A 22,122-nucleotide genomic window follows, 5' to 3' on the forward strand; every position below is an offset into this window, starting at 1 on the left:
ATGATTAGTCTTCGTTCCCAACAGAACCTTGGGAAATGGTCTCGCGGATATTCAACCGCATGACGACGGGTGATGCGACATAAATCGAAGAATATGTTCCGATCAAAACACCCCAAATCAATGCAAAGGCAAAGTCATGAATGACAGCACCCCCAAAGAAATAAATGGCGACCAATGCCAATAAGGTGGTGATGGAGGTCAACAAGGTGCGCGACAAGGTGTCGTTGATGGAAAGATTGAGCAGTGCATCAATTTCCATGCTTTTGAATTTTCGAAGATTTTCACGAATACGGTCAAACACCACCACGGTATCGTTGATGGAATACCCGGCAATGGTCAAAATGGCGGCCACCGTGGCCAGATTAAATTCCAGCCCCAATACAGAAAAGATTCCAATGGTGGCGATCACATCATGGGTTAATGCGGTTATGGCCCCGATAGAAAACTGCCATTCGAACCGAAACCAGACATAGACCATGATCGCGAACAGCGATAGCACCACGGCCAAAATTCCGGCCTGGACCAGTTCACCGCCTACTTTTGGCCCGACAAATTCTGTCCGCCGGTAACTGGTGACGCTTTTTCCCAGTGCTTTTTTGACTCTTTCAACAGCGACTTGTTGTGCCTTTTCGCCACCATCTTGGCGTTCAACCCGGATCAACACATCCGTTGGTTCGCCAAATTCCTGCAGCGCCACTTCGCCCAAATTAAGGCCTTTCAAGCGATCGCGCAGGTTATCAATGTCGTGTGCAACGGGGGTGCGAACTTCCATCAAGATGCCACCCTTGAAGTCGATCCCGTAATTGAGCCCTTTGACAGCAAAAAAGCCGATTGAAAGAATCATCAAGACAATGGAAAACCCAAACGCGATGGTGCGTTTGCCGATGAAATCCAGCTTGGTGTTAGCGGGGACCAGTCGAAGGGGAAGAAACGCCATGGGTGCTCCTAGATCGGCAGGGTCTGGTTCCGCCGACGGCGGAGCCAGGTGATGATAATAAGACGGGTCACCATGATGGCGGTGAACATGGATGTCATGATGCCCACGGCCAAGGTGACGGCAAACCCGCGCACAGGACCGGAACCAAATTCAAACAAGATGATGGCCGCGATCAATGTGGTCAGGTTGGCATCGATAATGGTGGTGATGGCCCGGCGATAACCGGCATCAACAGCTGATAAGGGCGATCGTCCCCCCCGAACTTCTTCGCGGATGCGTTCAAAGATCAGAACATTGGCATCCACCGCCATACCAACGGTTAGCACAATGCCCGCAATGCCCGGCAGGGTCAGGGTTGCCTGAAGCAGCGATAGAACACCGACAATTAGCAACATGTTCAACAAAAGCGCGATATTGGCAAATACACCAAAGATGGCATAGGCAAGGATCATGAAAACCAGCACCAGAATAAAGCCGATCAGGCAGGCAATTTCGCCCGAAGCAACCGAGTCAGCACCAAGGTCCGGCCCAACGGTGCGTTCTTCCAAGATGGCCATGGGTGCTGGCAAGGCACCGGCACGAAGCAACAGGGACAAATCGGTTACTTCATCGGATGTGAAGCCGCCGCTGATTTGTCCGCTGCCACCAAGAATGGGTTCACGGATAACCGGCGCGCTGATGATTTTTCCATCCAGAACAATGGCAAAGGGTTTGCCCACGTTATTCTTCGTCACGTTGCCAAATTTTCGCGCACCAACGGAATCAAACCGGAAACTGACGACCGGAGAACCCTGATCATAAGACGGCTGGGAATCCACCAATGTGTCGCCACCGACCATGATCCGTTTTTTCAAAAGGTAATTGACGCCTTCGCCGCTTTCGCGTTCGAACAATTTGGCAAAAAAGGTTCCAGGCGGTGCGACCGATGGCATTGGCCCACCAGGAGGATACCGGTCATCGACAAGATGAAAGGTCATCTTTGCCGTACGCCCGATCAGCCTTTTAATCCTTTCCGGATCATCGACGCCCGGAAGCTGCACCAAAATACGGTCAAGCCCCTGGCGCTGGATGGTCGGTTCAGACGTGCCATATTCATCGACCCGGCGACGCACAATTTCAATGGATTGGTTGAGCGCCTGATTGCGCCGTTCGCGCAATGCTTCAACGGTATAGCGGATGGTTAGCTTCCCACTAGACTCACTATCGACCGTTGTGCCTTGTTCGATGCGCCGAATGATTTTGCGCGCCCGGTCCAGATTGGTCTCCCCGTCCCTGCCATTTTTAGACTTTTCGTCTGGCTTGCGGATGGTGACACTGGCGGCATCTCCGCTAACACCAATTCTGCTATAGCCGATCCGATCCTTGCGCAATTCTGTGCGGATGGATTGAACCAGATTAGACATGCGTTCGCGAAAGATGGATTTAAGATCAACTTCCAGCAACAGATGAGACCCACCCCTTAGATCAAGGCCCAGGTTCAGTTTGTCTTTTGGCATCCAGCTTGGGAAATGCACCAGATCCTGTTTTGTAAACAGATTTGGCGTCGCCAGCAGACTGCCGAACGCGCAGATCAGCACAATAAGGATGATTTTCCATCTAGCGAAATGAGTCATAGGATAACCGTAGCAGTTTTGTAAGGTGCTGGCCGGACATGGCCATTAGAGAGGCTTACTATTTTTTGCCATCGTCCCCGTCGTCATCGTCATCGGGGGCTTCGGTCCGGGCATAAATGCTGGCAACCATGCCACGCGCGGAGCGAACACGAACACCATCGGAAATTTCAAGTTCCAGTTCGTTTTCATTCACCACTTTGGTGATCTGGCCAATGATGCCGCCATTGGTGACGATCTTGTCACCCCGACGCAGCGCGGTCAGCATTTCACGGTGTTCTTTTGCTTTCTTCTGCTGAGGGCGAATCAACAGGAAGTAAAAAACAACAAAGATCAGGATCAGGGGCAAAAGCGACATAATATCGAATGCACCCGGGCCAGAGGCGCCTGCGGCATAGGCTGGTGAAATAAACATAAAACGGGTCTCCCCCATAAAAGTGAACCGCCCTTCAGGGCAGCGAAGCAATAAGTCAGGCGGAATATAGACATACCGTGGCCAGTTGCAAACCTGCGATGTGGCTTAATTGGGCTAATTTTTCCGATAAATCCTTGATCCAATGTGAAAGCCGCGCCATCCTGCGCCGAATTGTATGATATGGCTGAAAAAATCGGCGAAAATATAGGCTTTTGACAATGTCTTGTGATGATATGGAACCCCTCTTGCTGCGCGTTGTTGAAGCGTTGGAGCGTTTGGCCCCGGCAAAGAAAATGGGCCTTGGTCCTGAAAATAACCGAGATGGGTGCATTGACGGGTTTGTCTGGAACGCAGATGACGGAAATTTGCAGCCCATAGCGACCCTTGCTCGGGTGGACATTGACCTTTTGAAAGGCATTGACCAACAGCGCGAAACCCTTTTGACCAACACGTTACGCTTTGCAAAGGGCCTGCCTGCCAACAATGCCCTGTTATGGGGCGCGCGTGGCATGGGCAAAAGCTCTTTGGTCAAGGCGGTCCACGGCGCAGTCAATGACAAACTTAATCGAAAACAACAAAATTCCCGCTTGGGACTGGTTGAAATTCATCGCGAAGATATCGCGGCCCTGCCAAAGCTTTTGCGGATGCTTAGAGCTGAAAAGCGGCGTTATCTGGTTTTCTGTGATGATCTTTCTTTTGATGGTCAGGATGCCACGTTTAAATCCCTGAAGGCGGCCTTAGAGGGCGGGATTGAAGGACGCCCTGAAAATGTCCTGTTTTATGCGACGTCGAACCGCCGCCACTTGATGCCGCGCGATATGATCGAAAACGAACGCTCTACGGCGATCAATCCATCCGAAGCGGTTGAGGAAAAGGTGTCCCTTTCAGATCGGTTTGGATTGTGGCTTGGGTTCCATGTGTGCGATCAGGACACGTATTTTGCCATTGTTGAAGCCTACGCAAAGCATTTCCGGCTCAAGATCAAAAAAGCAGACCTGCTGGCTGGCGCCAATGAATGGTCGGTGACCCGGGGCGCGCGTTCGGGCCGGGTTGCATGGCAATATATTCAGGATGTGGCTGGCCGGCTTGGCCAAAAAACGATCTAGCTTCTGGTCGCAAGGTATCGTTTGGGATTGACGGCACGACGCCCACGACGCAATTCAAAATGCAATTGTGGCTGGCTGACTGTGCCACTTTGCCCGACCCGTGCAATGGCTTGGCCCCGGCGCACGACCTGGCCCTTTTTCACCAATAGTTTCCCATTATGGGCGTAGGCCGAAACCCATCCCCCGGAATGGCGCACCAACAAAAGGTTGCCATAGCCGCGCAATTCATTGCCGACATAGGCAACAACGCCATTTTCGACGGCATGAACCGGGGTGCCCCTGCGTGCGGCGATATTGATCCCATCATTGTAAAGCCCACCGCCTTTGCCCCCGAAGCGCGATAAAATCCGCCCCCGCAAAGGCCAGCGAAAGACCCGTGAAGATCGCGGTGGTGGCGCCCTCAGGCGGGTCCGTGTTTTTTTACGTGGCTTGGATGCGGTTCTGTTGGTGGCTTTTGCGTGTTTTGCAGCTTTGGGGAACGCTTGGGCGGTGATGGTCTTGCGCTTTAAATTTGCGCGGCGTTTCTGGACCCACGGCAAAATCAGTTTTTGATTTACCTCTAACGCATAGGCCGGAGGCTTCAGGCCATTTTCACGGATAATGGCATGGGCGCTGGCATTGGGGGCATTGGGGCCAAAACGCCGGGCAATGGCATAGACCGTATCGCCCCTTGCCACGACATAAACCCGAATGGCGGGAATACGCAGTCTCGTGCCAGCGCTTAAGCCATAGGGTGGTGACAGATGATTGGCCTCAATTAGGGCCCGCAGGGGAACTTTTTCTCTGCGTGAAATTTTATACAGGCTTTCGCCCTTTTTAACCCGGATGGTGGTGCGGCGAGATGTGGTGATGGACCCCCCAGCAGGTACTTGTTGGGTGCGGGTCATTTTGTTTTGGGGCTGCGTCCCATAATAGTTGGAGGCTTTGTTCGACACAGGGGCTGGCGGTGATGTGCGCGCAAAGCACCCACCAAGGGCCGCAATCAAAATCAGGGGAATAATGGTTTTATAAATTTTACCCATGCCAGAGCCTAATAGAGCTTTTGACTAATCTCAATGCCAAGCTCTGTGCCCTGCTCTGTTATTCACGTGTTGGCCGCACTGACCAGTGGCACAAAGCGTACGGGGCAAATGCTTTCCTGGCTAATCTCACCTTCTGCATTTTTGCGAAATTTCCAAAGCTGTTGATCAATGGGTGATGATCCGATGGGAATGATCAAGATGCCATCGGGGGCCAGTTGGTCGAAAAAGGCCTTGGGGGCTTCATCCTTGGCAGCGGCCGTGACAATGATGCGATCAAAGGGGGCTTGAGCAGGCCAGCCTTTGGAACCGTCACCGGCCATGGTGGTGATATTGGTGTAATTCAATTGGGTCAGCCTGCGGGTGGTTTCGGCCAACAATGTTTTGTGGCGTTCAATCGAATAGATGCGGCGACACAGCTGAGACAAGACAGCTGCTTGATAACCACACCCCGTGCCGATCTCCAGAACCTTCATCCGCTTGCCGACTTCCAGAGCCTGGGTCATTAGGCCAACAATCAGCGGTTGGCTGATGGTCTGGCCTTCGCCAATGGGAAGGGCTGTATTTTCATAGGCACGATCGGCAAATTGATCAGGCACAAATTTTTCACGGGCCACCCGTTCAATGGCACCCAGCACGTCTGGGTCTTTCACGCCTTCGGCGCGCAATTCCATGATCAATCTGATTTGGCGGGGTTCAGCCATCGCCCAGTTTGATTTCCTGGATGCCACCCATATAGGGCCAAAGGGCTTCGGGCACGTTGATGGTGCCATCTGCGGTTTGTCCATTTTCCATGACGGCAATCAGCGTGCGGCCAACGGCCAACCCGGAACCATTCAGGGTATGCACAAACTGGGGGCTTTTCTTGTCGCCATCAGGCCGGAACCGGGTGTTCATGCGCCGGGCCTGAAAATCCCCGCAATTGGAACAGCTAGAGATTTCACGATAGGCATTTTGGCCCGGCAGCCAAACTTCAATGTCATAGGTCTTGCGTGCCGAAAACCCAAGATCGCCCGTTGCCAGGGTGACAACCCGGTAGGCCAGGTTCAGGCGCTTTAAAATGTCTTCGGCAGCACCGGTCATGCGTTCATGTTCATCCATGGATTGGTCAGGTCGAACAATGGACACCAGTTCCACCTTGTCAAATTGGTGCTGGCGGATCATGCCGTGGGTGTCTTTGCCCGAAGCCCCTGCTTCTGATCTGAAACATGGTGTCAGCGCGGTAACCCGCATGGGCAGCGCATCTTCACCCAGAATATCTTCACGTACCAAATTGGTAAGCGGAACCTCTGCCGTTGGGATCAGCCAATGCCCGGTAGTTGTGGAAAAAAGGTCATCGGCAAATTTTGGCAATTGGCCGGTCCCGAACAATGCTTCATCGCGGACCAAAAATGGTGGTGCGATTTCGGTATAGCCATTTTCGGACGTTTGTATGTCGAGCATGAACGCCCCAAGGGCGCGTTCAAGCCGTGCCAAGGCACCTTTCAGGACAACAAAGCGCGATCCAGACATGCGCGCAGCCTGTTCAAAATCCATCAATCCTAAATTGGTGCCGAGTTCAAAATGTTCTTTGGGGTCAAAATCCAATGTGGGCACGTCGCCGATTTTGCGAATTTCGACATTGTCGCTTTCATCCGCACCATCGGGCGTGTCATCGGCGGGCAGGTTGGGAATGATCGAAAGGGCATCTTTCAAGATAGCGCCAGCTTCGATGACGTCGGCTTCGGCCTCAGTCAGGGCGTCTTTGTCCTTGGCCACCTGGGCGATGATGTCAGCAGCATCTTCGCCTTTTGATTTCAAGGCACCGATTTGTTTAGAAAGAGCATTGCGCCGGGTCTGGATTTCCTGAGCCATGCCCGTGGCTTCGCGCCGGGCTGCATCCAGCGCGATCAGGGCTTGGGCTTGCGGTTCCAGCCCACGGCGCGCCATGCCTTGATCAAAGGCATCAGGGTTTTTACGAATCCAGCGTATATCAAACATTACAGGTGCCTATTTATTATCGTCATCGTCATCTTCGTCATCATTATCACCCTCATCATCCCAGTCATCATCCATTTTTTGGGCACGGCTTTGGGCAATTCTGACGGCGATAATTGAAATTTCATAAAGCACGATGATGGGCAACGCCAGCCCCACTTGAGAGATAACATCCGGTGGGGTCAGGACGGCGGCAACAACAAAGGTAATGACAAGGGCGTATTTACGTTTGGCGGCCAGCGTTTCTGCCGTAACCAGCCCGGCCCGGCCCATCAATGTCAGGGCAACGGGAAGCTGGAAACAAATGCCAAAGGCAAAGATCAGTTTCATCACCAATGCCAGATATTCAGCAACCCGGGCTTCCAGCTGTATCGGCAATTGGCCCGGCCCACCGGGTGTCTCAAAACTGACGAAAAATGCCCAGGCCAGCGGAAAGATGAAATAGTAAACAAGCGCGCCGCCCATAAAGAATAAAATGGGTGTTGCGGCTAAAAATGGCAGGAAGGCTTTCTTTTCATTCCGATACAGCCCCGGTGCGATGAACATCCAAAGCTGCATGGAAATAAAAGGAAAGGACAGGAATGCACCCGCCCACAGCGACACTTTGACATAAGTGAAAAACGTCTCCGTCAGGCCGGTAAAGATCATGCGCCGCCCCGGTTCACCGTTGTAAACATCGGCTAAGGGGCGAACCAGAAAGGCAAAAATTTCATCGGCAAAGGCGTAGCACGCAAGAAAGGCCACAAGCAGGGCTGCGAATGAATAGATCAACCGGTTGCGCAATTCCAACAGGTGATCCAGCAACGCCATCTTTTGCGCTTTCAGGGGATCTGGCTGATCTGGATGGATGGTGTTCACTTAAGCTTTTTCCTCAGGTGTGCCGGTTTTGTCTTTTTTTGGCGCGGGGGCATCTTGTGATTTTTCTGAAGGACCTGCGATTGCTTCGACATCATCTTTGTCTGTTTGGGCATCGGCGTTAATGCCATCGGCCAGTTCCCCTTTAGGGTCGATGGCTTTTTCGATTTCTTCATCCATTCTGAAATCACGAAGGGCATTCATCTCATCGCGAACGCCATCAACGCCAGAATCGCGTGCCATTTCTTCGATGTTTTCCTGAAAGTGTCGGCCCATGGCCCGCATTTGGGAAATCCATTTCCCGATGGTGTGCAAGACCCCGGGCAGGTCTTTTGGTCCGATGACAACGACCATCACGATAATGACGACCATCATCTCTACCCAGCCGATATCAAACATGTGCGCTTACCCGCTCAGGGTGGTTAAACACCACCGATGAGCTTAACCTTTTTTGTTTTCGACTTCGGCTTTTTCAGATTTAGCCGAAGATGTGGCCGTGCCGGAAGATTTACTTCCTTCAAGGTCTTTTTTGTCCCCGTCTTCATCAGCCATGCCAGATTTGAAATTTTTGATGCCCTTGGCAACATCACCCATAACATGGGGCAATTTGCCTGCGCCAAAAATGATAAGGACAATGGCCAAAATAATTACGACCTGCCAGACGCCAATGCTCATGGTGCTACTCCGTTTATGGATGCCTTCAATTGGCACGGATAATGGCAGAAAGATGGAGGCAGGGCAACGGAGGGCAACAGAACCCTTAGGGGCGGCTGTTATCGGCCCCGGTATCACTGAAATTGGTGCGGATAGAACCCCCGTCATTTAACCTGCCACTGTCTGAATTGCTCAGCCCCGGGAAAACAAAGGTTTGATCGGGGTCCAGTGTCACCGTGATATGGGACCCTGTTTCGGGGATATAATGCCCGGCGGTGCGGGATCGAAGCTGAATGTTTGTGCCCCTGAAATCCCCAAAATCAAGGGTTGTCAGGATTGAACGTCGCAAAAACCGGGAGCCTTTGACGCAAGCCTCCGCCTTGCCAATGCCGCCTTTCGCATCGAAGCGAAGGCTTTCGGGCCGGATAAAGACCTCTGCCGGGGCGTTGTCGGGAAGCCCCGGTGCGGGGATCGGGCCAAAGGGCGTTTCAACATGGCCTTTTTCAACCACCCCGCTGAAGACGTTGCTGGATGCAAAAAACCGGACCGCAAAGGGGCTGTTGGGCTTGCAATATAATTCTTCAGGGTTTCCTGATTGGACGATTTCACCCTTGTTCATCAAGGCAATGTGATCACAAAGATACATGGCTTCTTCTGGATCATGGGTGACAAGAATGGCTGCTGTCCCCTGCTCGCTCAGAATGCGCAAGGTGTCGTTGCGAATGACGCCGCGAAGATCAGGATCAAGGCCGGAAAAAGGTTCATCCAAAAGCACCAGTTTCGGGCTCGGGGCCAAAGCACGGGCCAGGGCGACCCGCTGCTGCTGGCCACCAGATAATTGATGAGGATAGACATCGGCATATTTGGCCATGCCGACTTGTTCCAGAACTTCCATGGTGCGGCGCTTTTGCTCCCCTTTGGGACGGTTTTCAATCCCAAACACCACGTTTTTGTAAACGTTGAGATGTGGAAACAAGGCGTAGTCCTGAAACACCAGCCCAATGCCTCTGTTTTCAGGGGGGATTTCTGCGTCTCCGCCAGCAAGAACCGTTTCATCCATGGTGATGCGCCCGACTTGCAATTCTTCTAAACCGGCAATCAGGCGAAGGGTTGTCGTCTTGCCGCACCCCGACGGGCCAATCAAGGCCATGACTTCGCCCCGGTTCATCTTCAGGCTGATATCGTTGAGGACAAGTTCACCGTCTTCAAAGGCGTGTGATATGTGCTCCAGCATTAAAAAAGTATCAGGCAACGTATACTACTCCCTACTCTCGGTGGGCGAACCGATACGGCTTGATCCGGGCCTGGATCGTGCAATGGCAAGGCTTAACAAAACGACCGGAATAATACCAACAACGACAATGGCAAGGGCCGCACTGGAAGCATCGGCTAGCCTTTCGTCAGAGGCTAACTGATATGTTCGAATGGCTAAAGTATCAAAATTAAAGGGCCTTAAAATCAAGGTTGCAGGCAATTCTTTCATAACGTCGACAAAAACCAAAAGCCCGGCTGTTAGCAAGGTGCCAGACATGATTGGAAAATGTGTGCGCAATAAAATCTGTCCGGGTTTTTTGCCAAGGGTTCGTGCGGCGTCATCCATGTTCGGCGTGATTTTAGCCAGCGATGCTTCTACGGCGTTAAATGAAACGGCAAGGAACCGAACCAGATACGCAAAAATAACCGCAACAATGGTCCCTGAAAAAATCAGGCCCGGTTCAACGTTCAGCGTCGCACGGGACCAGTCATTGATGGTTCCGTCCAACCATGAAAATGGGATCAAGATGCCAACCGCGATAACAGCACCCGGGATGGCGTACCCCATACTGGCAAGGCGTGCAGCAGCTTTGGTTAGGGGCGTGGGCCTTAGGCGTAATCCATAGGCCATGACCGTTGCAATGGCGGCAGCCAACACAGCCGCCGTTGCGGCAAGGGTGAAGCTGTTAAAGGCCAGTTCAAAAAAGTGACGATCAACCATGGTGTCGGCCGTTTCCAGCGACCATGAAAGAAGGGTGCCAGCAGGAATGAAAAAGCCCAAAAGAACCGGCAAAATACAAGCTGTGATGGCGAGCCCTTTGCGTAATCCGCGCAATTGATAACCCGAAATAGAGCGATAGCGTTGGGTTGTGTGATGGGTTCGGCCCTGTCCCCGTGATAATCGTTCGCCAAGGATCAACAGCAAAACAAAAATCATCAGCATGGCCGCCAATTGTGCGGCGGCGGCGGGTTCACCCAATCCATACCAGGTTCGAAAAATGCCCGTGGTAAAGGTGTCCACCGCAAAATATTGCACGGTTCCAAAATCATTCAGGGTTTCCATCAGTGCCAATACCACGCCCGTTGCAATGGCGGGCCGTGCCAGCGGTAAGGCGACGGACCGGAACCCCTGCCATGGGGTGCGCCCCAGCGTGCGCGATACTTCCAGAACACAAATCGATTGCTCCAGAAATGCCGCACGCGACAACAGATAAACATAGGGGTAAAGCACCAGGGTCATCATGGTCATGGCGCCCGGCAGGTTGCGGATTTCCGGGAACCAGTATTGCCCTATTTCAAGCCCTGAAAGCGCGCGGATTGTTTCCTGGACCGGGCCTGCCGCATCAAGAAGCCCGGTATAGGTATAGGCAATGACATAGGCAGGCATGGCCATGGGCAACAAAAGACACCATTCAAACAGCTTTGCGCCTGGGAACCGGCACATGGTGACCAGCCACGCTGTGCCCACACCAATGATCAAGGTCCCGGTGCCAACACCGATCATCAACAGCAGTGAATTGGTTACATAAGAGGCAAGTAAGGTTGATGCCAGATGTTTCCAGACGTCACCAGCGGGCACAAATATATGGGCAAGGATCACCAGAACAGGCACGGCAAACAAGGCCGCAATGGCGATTGTGATGACGGTCCAGCGGTTCATGCCCCGAACCGTAAATCCAGTGCGGGGCCTTGCCTCTTTCAGGTCCGGCGGCGAATCACCGGGAATGGGTATATGCGTGCTCAGTGTGTGGCTCCTCCGGCCTTATCCCTAGCGCCAACCCGCTTTATCCATGATGCGGACAGCATCGGCATTGTAACGTGCAAAATTCACAACGTTTATGTGGTCGGCCTTAAAGGCCCCCCAGGCTTTCACAATGCCAGATAATGGAATGTCTGCGCGAACCGGATATTCATAATTCGCATTGGCATATTTTTTCTGTGATTTTTTACGCAACAGAAATTCAATCAACCGGGTGGCGTTTTTTACATTTTTCGCATGTCGTGTAATGCCAACACCGGATATGTTGATATGCGCCCCTCTTCCCGCACCCTGATTTGGAAAAAACACCCCAATCTTTGCAACCAGTGCTTTGTCTTTGGCTTTTTTAGAGGCTGTTAATCGCCCAAGATAATAGGTGTTGGAAATAGCAATATCTGCAACGCCCGCACCGACGCCACGGATTTGGTCGCGGTCACCGCCTTTAGGTTTGCGTGCAAAATTTGCTGTAAATCCTTTTGCCCAAGCCAGCGTTTTTTCCTTGCCCATTGTGGCGATCAAGGATGCGACCAGGGATTGGTTGTAGATGTTGTTGGACGACCGGATCAGGATGCGGCCTTTCCATTTTTTATCTTTGAGGCCTTCATAGGTCGAAAGCGCAGACGGTTTAACCCGATCAAGGTGGTACATAATGACCCGCGCCCTGATTGTCAGGCCAACCCAATGGCCTTTGGGGTCACGTAATCGTTTGGGGACCGCTTTATAGATTTTTTCGGAACGTATGGGTTGAAACAAGTTGGCTTTTTGGGCGCGTCCAAGATTGCCTGCATCGACGGTGACCAAAAGATCGGCGGGTGAATTGCGGCCTTCCCGCTTTAGGCGCTGAAACAGGGCGTTATCTTTTCCCTGCACGGTGTTGACCTTGATTCCGGTTTCTTTTTCAAAGGCCTTAAAAAGATCTTGATCCGCTTTGTAATGTCTTGATGTGTAAATGTTGACCTGTTCCGCTGCCGTCACTGGCTGGGCCGTCATTGTTGCAAACCCAACCACCAAACCGATTGCTATCCCTAGATTTTTTATGGGGTTCTTTTTTATGAACCTGTCTAGATTTTGGATTTTTCCGAACACAATACTTTTATGCATCTTCCTATTTCCTTCTTTCTATTCTGAATATCATTAGATGATAATAATTATCAATAGCGTTTATAAGTACTCCGTTATGATATTACAAGATTTGATTTAAGGTAATGGAACGTGGCCTTAGTCTGGCGGGTTGATGGTATCGGGATTGTTTTCAGGGGTATCTTCGTCTTGCGGGGTGTCTTCTTCCGGGGAGTTGACAAGATCATCCTCAAGGGCAATCAATTCATCCGCTTCATCATTCTCATCTTCAGGCTCAGAATCAATATCGTCACCCTCATTAAAGGCGGTGGGTTGCATATCCGTGATTTGCATAGAGGGTCGTTTGTCCAAAAGCCCGGCCGCTTTGAGGTCTTCCAACCCGGGTAGGTCAGCAATGGATTCAATGCCGAATTCAACCAAGAATGTGGGCGACGTGCCCCAGGTTGTTGGCCGTCCAGCGGTGCGGCGTTTCCCCTTTGGGCCAATCCAACCCGCTTCAAGAAGCGCATCCAACGTGCCCCTTGATAGGCTAACGCCCCGGGTTTCTTCAATTTCTGCACGGGTTACCGGCTGGTGATAGGCAATGATGGCAAGGGTTTCCATGGCTGCGCGTGAAAGCCGGCGGGATACAGATTTGTAAACGCGCAGTTGATCGGCAAGATCTGTTGCTGTGCGGAAAAACCAGCGCCCACCCGCTTCGGCTAAATTGAACCCATGATTTTCATAGTGATCTTTTAAGGCGGCCAAAAGTCCTTGAATATCGGCGCCGTCAGGCATCCTGTCGGCCATTGTCTTTTCGGGCAAGGGTTCGGGGGATGCAAAAATGATGGCTTCTAGCAACCGCAAATGTTGGGAATCGGGTTCGCCTGCAGAAGATGCCTCCCCTGCCCCTGCCCCGGCCCCATCAGGACCTTCTGGTGTTTCAGGGCCAGCGTTATCTGCTTCTCTATTTTGTTCTTCAATTTCGTTCATGGACGCATTTGTTCCTGTTTATTAATCTTCGCGGTTTCGGGCGCGGATATAAATGGGCCTGAAGGCACCGTCTTGGCGCAGTTCGGCATGGCCTTGTCGTACCAGTTCCAGGGTGGCTGCAAAGGTTGATGCAAGGGCTGAGCGCATGAGAATGCCGTCCTTCAGATTTTCGGGAAGGAACGTTGAAAGGCTTCCCCAATCTGGCATTTGCCCCAAAAGTGACCGCAGGCGGTCAACGGCTTGTTCTACGGAATATAATTCCTGAGGGGTTATGTGCAGGACTGAATCGGTTTCACGGCTTTGTATCTGGCCATAACAGCGCAAGAGTTCATAAAGGCTGGGTTCATAGATGGCCTCAGTGACCACATCGGTGCGTTCCGTCATGCCATGGGCAAATACATCGCGCCCCATCAAGGACCTGTCAAATAACCCAACCCCGGCCTTTTGCATGGATTCCAGTCGACGCAGCTGAAATGCCAGTGCATCGGCCATTTGCTGCCCTGTTGGCTGTTCTTCCGTATTGTCGACGGGAAGCAGAAGTCTGGATTTGAGGTAAGCAAGCCACGCCGCTGTCACAAGGTAGTCTGCGGCCACTTCCAGGCTGATCCGTTGGGCATGGGCTATAAACGCCAGATATTGATCCGCAAGGGCCAGAATTGAAATTTTGGTGATGTCGACTTTTTGGTCCCGGGCCAGGGTCAAAAGCAGGTCAATGGGGCCTTCAAAACCATCAAGGTCCAAAAGTAATTGGCCCTCCAGTCCAATAACGGCATCCGGTGCCGGCATTGAATCTTTTGAATCTGGGACTTCTTTGAAATTTTCTGGTTCATTCATGGTGTTATATTAACCGTAAACCGGCCCCGTGTCAGGTCTTAGCCATGCCCCGTCATGGTGCCGATCAGCTTCATAAAAAACTGCACCGGCGTGCCAATCAGCCATGGAAAAATATTGAGATTAATACCCAGCGTTCGTCCGATATAGGGCAGAAGAAACAAGGCACCAATCAAGATCATCATGCCAAACCGTTCCAGCCGTGCCAGCGGCATGGCAATCGGGTCAGGAAGGATTCCAACTGCGATCCTTCCCCCATCCAGTGGTGGTAAAGGTATAAGATTAAAGATGGCAATTATAATATTGATATAAAAGGAATTTAATAAGTTGTCAGCGATCCAGGGTGCAGCGGATGCAGGCACCAAAAAGATAAGATGCATCAAAAGTGCCGAGATAATGGCTAGCGCAAAATTTGTGGCAGGTCCGGCAGCGGCAACCCATACCATGTCAGTTCGCGGGCGGTTCAGCCTGGAAAAATTCACGGGAACGGGCTTGGCATAGCCAAACAGGAAGGGCGCGCTTGATATCAGAAGCAAGGCGGGGATCAGAACCGTGCCGAATGGATCAACATGGCGCAGTGGATTGAGGCTAATCCGTCCTTCACGGAGCGCGGTATCGTCGCCCAAACGTAGTGCGGCATAGCCATGGGCGGCTTCATGCAGGGTAATGGCCAGCAAAAGGGGCAAAATCCAGATAGAGGCTGTGTACAATGCCTGATCCCAGTGGCCACCCATCATTGGTCTTCTCCCAGCGTTTCAAGCATATCGTTCAGTTCCGCTTCCACGCCCTCAAGCTCGCACCCAACTGGCGGTTGCCCCATGATGCCAGAAGATTGGGCCAGCTTTTCCGCAGTGGCCGTGCTGATTTCCGGCGTGTTGGTTACCACCGCCACCATTTCCATCATGTCTCCGTTGCAATGCAGGTTTAGATCGCAACCAGCCTGAATGGCATCAATGGCGCGCTGTCCCATGGGGCCTGACAGGGCATTCATGGATAGATCATCGGAAATTAAGATGCCACCGAACCCGATATCCCCTCTGATCACGGTCTCAATAACCGTTTTTGAAAGGGTTGCTGGATGGTCGGGGTCTATGTCTGTGAAAACCACATGGGCCGTCATGGCCCAAGGCATTGGAATGCCCTCTTTCCCCGCAGCCCTGGCAATGGCTGCAAACGGAATAAAATCGCTTTGTTGTAAAACCGCCCGCTCGGTGTCAACCAAAGGCAATGCCTTGTGGCTGTCATTGGTGGCTCGGCCATGGCCGGGGATGTGTTTGATGATTGGCAAGACACCGACATCCATCAGGCCAAGGCAGAATGCAGCGCCAAGGGCGCAAACCCGCTCTGGCTCTGAACCAAATGCGCGATTGCCAATGATGGCATCGGCATTTTTAACCGGAATGTCCAGTACCGGGGCGCAATCAACCGTGATTCCAAGATCAATCAGTTCCATCCCGATCAATTGGGCATTTAGCCGGGCTGCATGTTGTGCATCGGCCGGGTTTTTATCCCAAAGTGCTCCAAACTTTTCTGCAGGTGGTGCTTCGCGCCAATGGGGCGGGCGAAGCCGTGCGACGGCCCCACCCTCTTGATCAATCAGGACCGGCGCATCATCCCTGCCCACGGCTTCGCGCAAACTGACGACAAGAGACCTGATTTGGTCAGGTGTTTCGCAATTGCGCGCGAACAGAATGAATCCCAAAGGATCGGCGTGGTGAAAGAAGTCTCTTTCTGCCTCTGTGAGATCAAGTCCTGAAAGACCAAGGATTGCAGCGCGGGGCATAGATCAGCCAAGCATCAGGGTTTAACGACGATGCAACTTGCTTTACGGGCAGCAAGTTTGCCGCAAACGGCGGCGGCCTTTGCACGCGTTGAGAAAGGCCCTGCACGCAAACGGTAATAGGTGCCGCGTTTGCCAAGGTTGGCGCGAACAATAAAAATTTTCACATTGCCCAGAATTTTATTGTGGGCCGTGCGGGTGCGTTTTGCGAGGGCCTTTGCACCCTTGCTGGAACGAACGGCACTCAACTGAATTTGAAACGCGCCCTTTGGCATAATCTTTGTCTTGGCGGCAGGTTTGGCAGGCTTTTTCAGGGCCAATTTTTTGACAGCAGGCTTAACAGGTTTGGCGGCTACCTTAACCACGGTCTTTGGCGCAGGGGCGGGGCTGGCTTTGATCTCTGGTGCTTTTTGCGGCGCGGCTGGCTTTGGGCGCATCTCAGGCTTTTCTGGCACCAAAGGTCCAACCGGTGGGGTGGATTCTGTTTCGGCCATGGCAGGTGCCGGTGCGGCGGGTTTCGCCATCGGTTTTTCAGGGGGCGGCATCAAGCGCTCCACATTTTTAGTCGCACCATCGGGGTTGATCCGGGCAAAGACCTGTTTGTCACGATTGGGAATTTTTAAGCCCCCGGGTTTTTCCGGGCGAATTTTGATCGCGGCTTTATCGGCCTGAATGATGGGCACGGTCGTTGCTGAATCTTTTTGCCCTTGATTGGTGGCATACCAAGCAATGCCTGCAAAGCCGGTAACGGCGGCAACAGCGGCTGCAATGCCCAGCATTTTGTTGCGCAGTGGTGCAGGCTGCGAACTTGATTGTTCTCTATCTGATTCAGGTGGCACGTTGATGGTCTCCAAATTTAGCGCGTTTCGAGTGGGTTCAGGGCTTTCTGACCCACCAGCGTTGTTGTCACTCATCAGCGCATCTCCTCGACAGGGTTTACTCCAAATACCTTAAGCCCCGATGCAATGACAAGGGCCATGGCACGAACCAGCGCAAGCCTTGCCAGGGTTGTCTCTTTGTCATCGACAATAAATCGGCGTTCCGCATCCGTGTTGCCTTGATTCCAAAGCCCGTGAAATGCAGCGGCAAGTTCCTGAAGATAATATGCCACACGGTGGGGTTCATGGGATTGGGCGGCACTTTCAACGATCCGTGGCCAGGTTGCCATCAGTTTGATCAGGGCAATTTCAGAATCATCGACCAACGCATCAAATGATCCCTGGCTCAAGGCCTTAACACTGGTGTCAAGATCGGGGAAGGCTTCCAAGGCGTTGCGCAGGATAGAAAATGCCCGGGCATGGGCATATTGAACATAGAAAACGGGATTGTCGCGGGTTTGTTCGGTTACTTTTTGCAGGTCAAAATCCAGGGTCACATCGTTTGACCGGGTGAGCATGATGAAGCGAACCACATCGCACCCCACTGCATCGACCACTTCGCGAAGGGTGACAAAGGTGCCCGCGCGCTTGGACATTTTAACCGGTTCGCCGCCGTCCAGAAGATGCACCAATTGGCACAGTTTGACATCCAGTGCACCTTGGCCATCGGTCAATGCCTTCACCGATGACGCCATCCGTTTGACGTAGCCACCGTGATCTGCCCCCCAGACATCGATCATGGTATCGAACCCACGGCGGAATTTATCCAGATGATAGGCGGTGTCTGATGCAAAATAGGTCCAGCCCCCATCGGATTTCTTAAGCGGCCGGTCAATATCGTCGCCAAATTCGCTGGATTTGAACAGAACCTGTGGCCTTGGTTCCCAATCATCCGTTTTCATGCCCTTTGGCGGTTCCAGAACACCGGTATAGATCAGGTCTTTTCCTTCCAGCAAAGCGAAGGATTCATCCACCCTGCCCCCATCCACCAAAGCCTTTTCTGATGAAAAGACGGCGTGGTTTACCCCCAGACTGGCAAGATCGTCTCTGATCAGGTCCATCATGGCATCAATGGCAAAGGTGCGGATATCGGCAAGCCATGTGGCTTCATCCCCTTCCATCCATTGATCGCCGTATTTCGCAGCCAAGGCTGCGCCAACGTCTTTCAGGTAGTCACCGGGATACAGGCCTTCGGGTATTGCTCCGATGGCTTCGCCATTTGCCTCGCGATAACGCAAATGGACTGAGCGCGCCAATTGATCAACCTGTGCGCCTGCATCGTTGATGTAATATTCGCGGCAAACATCAAACCCGGTCTTTTCCAACAACGATGCCAATACATCGCCCACCACGGCGCCTCGGGCATGGCCCACATGCATGGGGCCGGTGGGATTGGCAGAAACGTATTCGATATTGATTTTTTTGCCGTCCCCCAGATTGGAATCGCCGTACGTTATGCCCTTTTCAAGCACATCGCGCAGACGACCCATCCAGAATTCGCGATCAAGGCGCATATTGATGAAACCGGGCCCTGCAACACTGACCTCTGTGACCGATGTGTGGGTGCCAAGGCGACCTGCCAGCAATTCTGCCACATCGCGCGGTTTCATTTTAGCCACTTTTGACAAAACCATGGCCGCATTGGTTGAAATATCACCATGGGCAGGATCGCGCGGGGGTTCGCATGTAACGCGTGCGCAAACAGGGTCTTGCGCGATGCCATCGGGCAGCAGACCTTCTTCTGACAGGTCTTTAACTACTTTGATAATTTCACACTGGAAGTTACTGAATAAATTCATTTTTAATTCTTCATATCAACGCCGCCGATCAGGCGGTCATGTTCACTGATGGCGTATCGGTCAGTCATTCCGGCAATGTAATCCCCGACCACCCGGGCGCTCTCTTGTTTCCCTGATGTGCGCCATTCCTCAGGCAATTGATCAGGATTGCTAAGGTAGAGGTCAAACAGGTCACGGATGATTTTGGCCCCGGCTTCGGTCATTTTGTTGACGCTTTCATGGCGATACATGCGCTGAAACAGGAATTTCTTCAGCGCCCGGTCGTTTTCAGCCATTGGGGCGGAAAAAGCAATGACAGGATGATCCAAATTGCGAATTTCATCAGCCGAACGGGGCTGGGCGGCCTCGATCCTGTGTCTGGATTCAACGATCAGGTCTGATACCATCGCGTTGATCAGGCGGCGCACTGCTTCATGGATCAACCGTGTTTGCTCTAGCCCCGGCCATTTTTCTGAAACTTTTTTGAAAATCGGCCCGGCCAAGGGGGTGTCGGCCATGTCTTCGGTTGTGAATAATCCGGCGCGCAAGCCATCGTCAATGTCATGGTTGTTATAGGCGATATCATCGGCAAGGGAGGCAGCTTGTGCTTCTGCGCTGGCAAAGGTATGGAGATCCAGCGGGAATTTGGCATCAAACCCAAGGATGGCATCACTGATGACTTCATGTTCCGGGTCATGGGACACAACCAGCGGCCCGTTATGTTTGACGACCCCTTCCAGGGTTTCCCAGGTCAGGTTGATGCCATCAAATTCTGCATAGCGGCATTCAAGTTGGGTCAAAATCTTTAACGTGTGCGCGTTGTGATCGAACCCGCCATAGTCCTTCATGGCCGAATTCAGGGCATCTTCCCCGGCATGGCCAAAGGGGGTGTGGCCTAAATCATGGGCCAGCGCCAAGGCTTCGGCCAAATCTTCGTTGAGCCCCAATGCGCGGGCAATAGAGCGCGCGATTTGGCTGACTTCCAGAGAATGGGTCAACCGGGTCCGGTAATGATCCCCGATGTGATACACGAAAACCTGGGTTTTATGCTTGAGGCGGCGAAATGCGGTGGAATGGATGACGCGGTCGCGATCGCGCTGAAATTCGGAACGCCCGGAACTGGGGGGTTCTGAATGGAGCCGCCCCCTGCTTTGGGCTGGATCGCAGGCGTATTCAGCAAGTCTTGGCCCAAAGGGGGGGCCAAAGGATGCTGATTTCGATTTTGGGTCGGGTTTTGTTGCCATTTATCCTCTGGGCACAATTTTTAGCATTTTTTTACGCGCCACGTGTTTTCCTTAATTTCACACGCTGAGTGCGTCGGCGCAATGGGAGAAAACCGGGAAAAACCAAGCTTGCCAAAAATTGTTAATTGACAAATTGCGAATGATTATTAGATAAAGGATTAGAACGGAGATCAAAATGGAACCAACCTCTCATTCATCTGGCAATCCAACGGGCAATCCTGAGTCTGTAGTCGTCAGTGCGGGTGCCGTAAAACGCATCAAAGAGCTGCTTGTTGAACCAGAACATGTGGGCCGCGTATTGCGGGTTGCGGTTGATGGTGGCGGTTGTTCCGGTTTTGCCTATGAATTTTCATTCGATGATGGTGCCAAAGCAGATGACATCATCATTGAAAAAGACGGCATCACCTTGGTTGTTGATAAAACCTCTCTTGGGTTCTTGAGCGGCTCAGAAATAGATTATCTGGAAGAAATGGTTGGGGCGGCATTCAAGGTACACAATCCCAATGCTGTTTCATCGTGTGGCTGCGGGAATTCCTTTTCCGTGGGCTGATCGGGGCTGGCTTGCTACAGTGACGGGTCTGCATGTGCAGGCCCTTTTTTTTGGTATCAAATTCGGAGTTGTTTTTTGGTCAAGATCGCCACCTGGAATGTTAATTCCATCAAGGTTCGCCTCCCCCATGTTCTCGATTGGTTGAAGACGGCTGAGCCCGATATTTTGTTGTTACAAGAACTGAAATGCATTGAAGACAATTTTCCGCGCATGGAAATTGAAGATGCAGGCTATTCGGTCGCCGTTGCGGGTCAGAAAACCTATAACGGCGTTGCCATCCTTTCTAAAACCCAGCTGGAAGATGTGATCACGGAATTGCCCGGCGATGATCAGGACGAACAGGCCCGATACGTTGAGGCTGTCACGGACGTTGATGGATGCGTTTTGCGTGTGGGGTCCATTTATTTGCCCAATGGCAATCCGGTGGATACTGAAAAATACGATTACAAACTGGCCTGGATGGATCGGTTGCAAACCCATGCCAAAAATTTGTTGGCGGATGAAGAAGTGGTCGTGTTGGCGGGTGATTATAATATCATCCCGGAAGATGCCGATGTGTGGGACCCAGAAGCGTGGCGCGATGATGCCTTGTTCAGGATGGAGACCCGACAAAAATTTCGGTCCATTTTGAACCTTGGCTACACAGAAGCCTTCCGTGCCCTGCATTCAGAATTGGGGCGTTATTCGTTTTGGGATTACCAAAGGGGTGCGTGGCAGAAGGATTATGGTATTCGCATCGACCACTTGTTGCTAAGCCCGCAAGCAACCGATTTGTTAACCGCATGCGATATCGACAAAAAACCCCGTGGTCTGGAACGGGCATCGGATCATACGCCTGTGTGGTGTGAACTCACGCCCAAATAATATTTGTGAACTCACGCCCAAATAAACCAGTATGTGGTGCTAGTCCCGCCGTCGGCCGTTTAACAAAATATGGTAATCGAGCACCGGAGCGCCCTCATCCATTTCTGATAATATTTGTGCCACCCGGCCCCGATGATAGGTTTGGTGATTGAACATATGAAGCACCAGATGATCGGATGCATCACGACGGAACTGTCCTTCGGAATCCTTGTATTGGAACTGTGCAGACAGAAAGACGATTGTGATGTTCTGGACGAAGTCTTCAATTCTTTCGTCTTCTTCGGCGCGCGCATGTTTTAGCGTTTTAAAGTCTGAATAAAGGATTTCATCGCGGGCGACATTTTCAATGTTATCACCGCGAAACCGGTTCATCCAGTCGCGATCAACAACCATGGCATAATTCAGAATGCCAAAGATGCTGTGTTTTGTGTTGGGACGTTCCTTGTTCAGAACATCTTCTGGAATGGTAGAGCAGTATTCATAGAGCAGCTCATTGGCCATTCGGTTATAGCGGCCATAGTTCTCAAGCGTTGATAAAAGTGATGCGGACAATTTGGCG

General features: G+C 52.0%; 23 protein-coding genes. 3 read left to right on the forward strand and 20 right to left on the reverse strand.

The genetic code is table 11. The features are described from left to right. Nucleotides 1-4: 4 nt before the first annotated feature. Genes secF through yajC form a run of 3 tightly spaced genes read right to left on the reverse strand, consistent with a single transcriptional unit; the run spans nucleotide 5 to nucleotide 2,962 of the window. Nucleotides 5-937, reverse strand: a complete 933-nt coding sequence (gene secF, locus HOJ08_09215) for a protein translocase subunit SecF (GenBank protein MBT5673611.1) — start codon at nucleotides 935-937, stop codon at nucleotides 5-7. Between the two features lie 8 nt (nucleotides 938-945). After that, complete coding sequence (secD, locus tag HOJ08_09220; protein ID MBT5673612.1) at nucleotides 946-2,550, reverse strand: protein translocase subunit SecD; 1,605 nt, start codon at nucleotides 2,548-2,550, stop codon at nucleotides 946-948. 58 nt (nucleotides 2,551-2,608) lie between these two features. Further along, nucleotides 2,609-2,962, reverse strand: coding sequence for a preprotein translocase subunit YajC (yajC, locus tag HOJ08_09225; GenBank protein MBT5673613.1), 354 nt, complete (start codon nucleotides 2,960-2,962; stop codon nucleotides 2,609-2,611). A gap of 218 nt (nucleotides 2,963-3,180) precedes the next feature. Here yajC and HOJ08_09230 point away from each other — a divergent pair, with 218 nt between their 5' ends. Continuing rightward, a complete protein-coding gene (locus tag HOJ08_09230; protein ID MBT5673614.1) occupies nucleotides 3,181-4,068 on the forward strand; it encodes an ATP-binding protein in 888 nt (295 codons plus the stop codon). Here the strand turns inward: HOJ08_09230 and HOJ08_09235 are convergent. The 16 genes from HOJ08_09235 to HOJ08_09310 form a co-directional block, all read right to left on the reverse strand. Beyond that, on the reverse strand, nucleotides 4,065-5,090 hold the full coding sequence (locus HOJ08_09235; protein ID MBT5673615.1) for a peptidoglycan DD-metalloendopeptidase family protein: 1,026 nt from the start codon (nucleotides 5,088-5,090) through the stop codon (nucleotides 4,065-4,067). The two genes, HOJ08_09230 and HOJ08_09235, sit on opposite strands and share 4 nt — an antisense overlap. Nucleotides 5,091-5,152: 62 nt before the next feature. Beyond that, nucleotides 5,153-5,791: a protein-L-isoaspartate(D-aspartate) O-methyltransferase gene (locus HOJ08_09240; GenBank protein MBT5673616.1), complete on the reverse strand. Its 639-nt coding sequence runs from the start codon at nucleotides 5,789-5,791 to the stop codon at nucleotides 5,153-5,155. Then, a complete protein-coding gene (gene serS / locus HOJ08_09245) occupies nucleotides 5,784-7,067 on the reverse strand; it encodes a serine--tRNA ligase (protein MBT5673617.1) in 1,284 nt (427 codons plus the stop codon). The genes HOJ08_09240 and serS overlap by 8 nt, the downstream gene beginning before the upstream one ends. A 9-nt stretch (nucleotides 7,068-7,076) precedes the next feature. Further along, on the reverse strand, nucleotides 7,077-7,874 hold the full coding sequence (gene tatC, locus HOJ08_09250; GenBank protein ID MBT5673618.1) for a twin-arginine translocase subunit TatC: 798 nt from the start codon (nucleotides 7,872-7,874) through the stop codon (nucleotides 7,077-7,079). Nucleotides 7,875-7,922: 48 nt separating this feature from the next. Next, complete coding sequence (gene tatB, locus HOJ08_09255; GenBank protein MBT5673619.1) at nucleotides 7,923-8,318, reverse strand: twin-arginine translocase subunit TatB; 396 nt, start codon at nucleotides 8,316-8,318, stop codon at nucleotides 7,923-7,925. A 42-nt stretch (nucleotides 8,319-8,360) separates the two neighbouring features. Continuing rightward, nucleotides 8,361-8,594, reverse strand: a complete 234-nt coding sequence (gene tatA / locus HOJ08_09260) for a twin-arginine translocase TatA/TatE family subunit (protein ID MBT5673620.1) — start codon at nucleotides 8,592-8,594, stop codon at nucleotides 8,361-8,363. An 85-nt stretch (nucleotides 8,595-8,679) separates the two neighbouring features. Next, complete coding sequence (locus HOJ08_09265; protein MBT5673621.1) at nucleotides 8,680-9,807, reverse strand: ABC transporter ATP-binding protein; 1,128 nt, start codon at nucleotides 9,805-9,807, stop codon at nucleotides 8,680-8,682. Between the two features lie 24 nt (nucleotides 9,808-9,831). Then, on the reverse strand, nucleotides 9,832-11,487 hold the full coding sequence (locus HOJ08_09270; GenBank protein MBT5673622.1) for an iron ABC transporter permease: 1,656 nt from the start codon (nucleotides 11,485-11,487) through the stop codon (nucleotides 9,832-9,834). 108 nt (nucleotides 11,488-11,595) lie between these two features. Continuing rightward, the gene (locus tag HOJ08_09275; protein ID MBT5673623.1) at nucleotides 11,596-12,576 is read right to left on the reverse strand and encodes a Fe(3+) ABC transporter substrate-binding protein; all 981 of its coding nucleotides are present in this window, start codon (nucleotides 12,574-12,576) and stop codon (nucleotides 11,596-11,598) included. A 228-nt stretch (nucleotides 12,577-12,804) separates the two neighbouring features. Beyond that, entirely contained in the window at nucleotides 12,805-13,638 is an 834-nt protein-coding gene (locus HOJ08_09280) for a hypothetical protein (GenBank protein ID MBT5673624.1), read from the reverse strand. A 21-nt stretch (nucleotides 13,639-13,659) separates the two neighbouring features. Continuing rightward, nucleotides 13,660-14,472, reverse strand: a complete 813-nt coding sequence (locus tag HOJ08_09285) for a segregation/condensation protein A (protein ID MBT5673625.1) — start codon at nucleotides 14,470-14,472, stop codon at nucleotides 13,660-13,662. A 38-nt stretch (nucleotides 14,473-14,510) separates the two neighbouring features. Then, nucleotides 14,511-15,206, reverse strand: a complete 696-nt coding sequence (locus tag HOJ08_09290) for a site-2 protease family protein (protein MBT5673626.1) — start codon at nucleotides 15,204-15,206, stop codon at nucleotides 14,511-14,513. Next, complete coding sequence (gene nagZ, locus HOJ08_09295; protein MBT5673627.1) at nucleotides 15,203-16,252, reverse strand: beta-N-acetylhexosaminidase; 1,050 nt, start codon at nucleotides 16,250-16,252, stop codon at nucleotides 15,203-15,205. The genes HOJ08_09290 and nagZ overlap by 4 nt, the downstream gene beginning before the upstream one ends. 14 nt (nucleotides 16,253-16,266) lie before the next feature. Further along, a complete protein-coding gene (locus HOJ08_09300) occupies nucleotides 16,267-17,163 on the reverse strand; it encodes a hypothetical protein (GenBank protein MBT5673628.1) in 897 nt (298 codons plus the stop codon). Then, a complete protein-coding gene (locus HOJ08_09305; protein ID MBT5673629.1) occupies nucleotides 17,163-18,926 on the reverse strand; it encodes an arginine--tRNA ligase in 1,764 nt (587 codons plus the stop codon). Before HOJ08_09305 ends, HOJ08_09300 begins: the two co-directional genes overlap by 1 nt. Nucleotides 18,927-18,928: 2 nt before the next feature. After that, entirely contained in the window at nucleotides 18,929-20,149 is a 1,221-nt protein-coding gene (locus tag HOJ08_09310; protein MBT5673630.1) for a deoxyguanosinetriphosphate triphosphohydrolase, read from the reverse strand. Between the two features lie 175 nt (nucleotides 20,150-20,324). Between HOJ08_09310 and erpA the strand changes: the two genes are divergently transcribed. Both erpA and xth read left to right on the forward strand, forming a co-directional pair. After that, nucleotides 20,325-20,699: an iron-sulfur cluster insertion protein ErpA gene (gene erpA / locus HOJ08_09315; protein MBT5673631.1), complete on the forward strand. Its 375-nt coding sequence runs from the start codon at nucleotides 20,325-20,327 to the stop codon at nucleotides 20,697-20,699. A gap of 75 nt (nucleotides 20,700-20,774) precedes the next feature. Next, a complete protein-coding gene (gene xth, locus HOJ08_09320) occupies nucleotides 20,775-21,563 on the forward strand; it encodes an exodeoxyribonuclease III (protein MBT5673632.1) in 789 nt (262 codons plus the stop codon). 39 nt (nucleotides 21,564-21,602) lie between these two features. On the opposite strand, the gene HOJ08_09325 is transcribed toward xth, so the two are convergent. After that, nucleotides 21,603-22,115, reverse strand: coding sequence for a damage-inducible protein DinB (locus HOJ08_09325; GenBank protein ID MBT5673633.1), 513 nt, complete (start codon nucleotides 22,113-22,115; stop codon nucleotides 21,603-21,605). Between the last annotated feature and the right edge of the window lie 7 nt (nucleotides 22,116-22,122).

It is taken from the genome of Rhodospirillales bacterium, from assembly GCA_018666775.1.
In the GTDB taxonomy this organism is placed as follows: domain Bacteria; phylum Pseudomonadota; class Alphaproteobacteria; order SMXQ01; family SMXQ01; genus JABIXC01.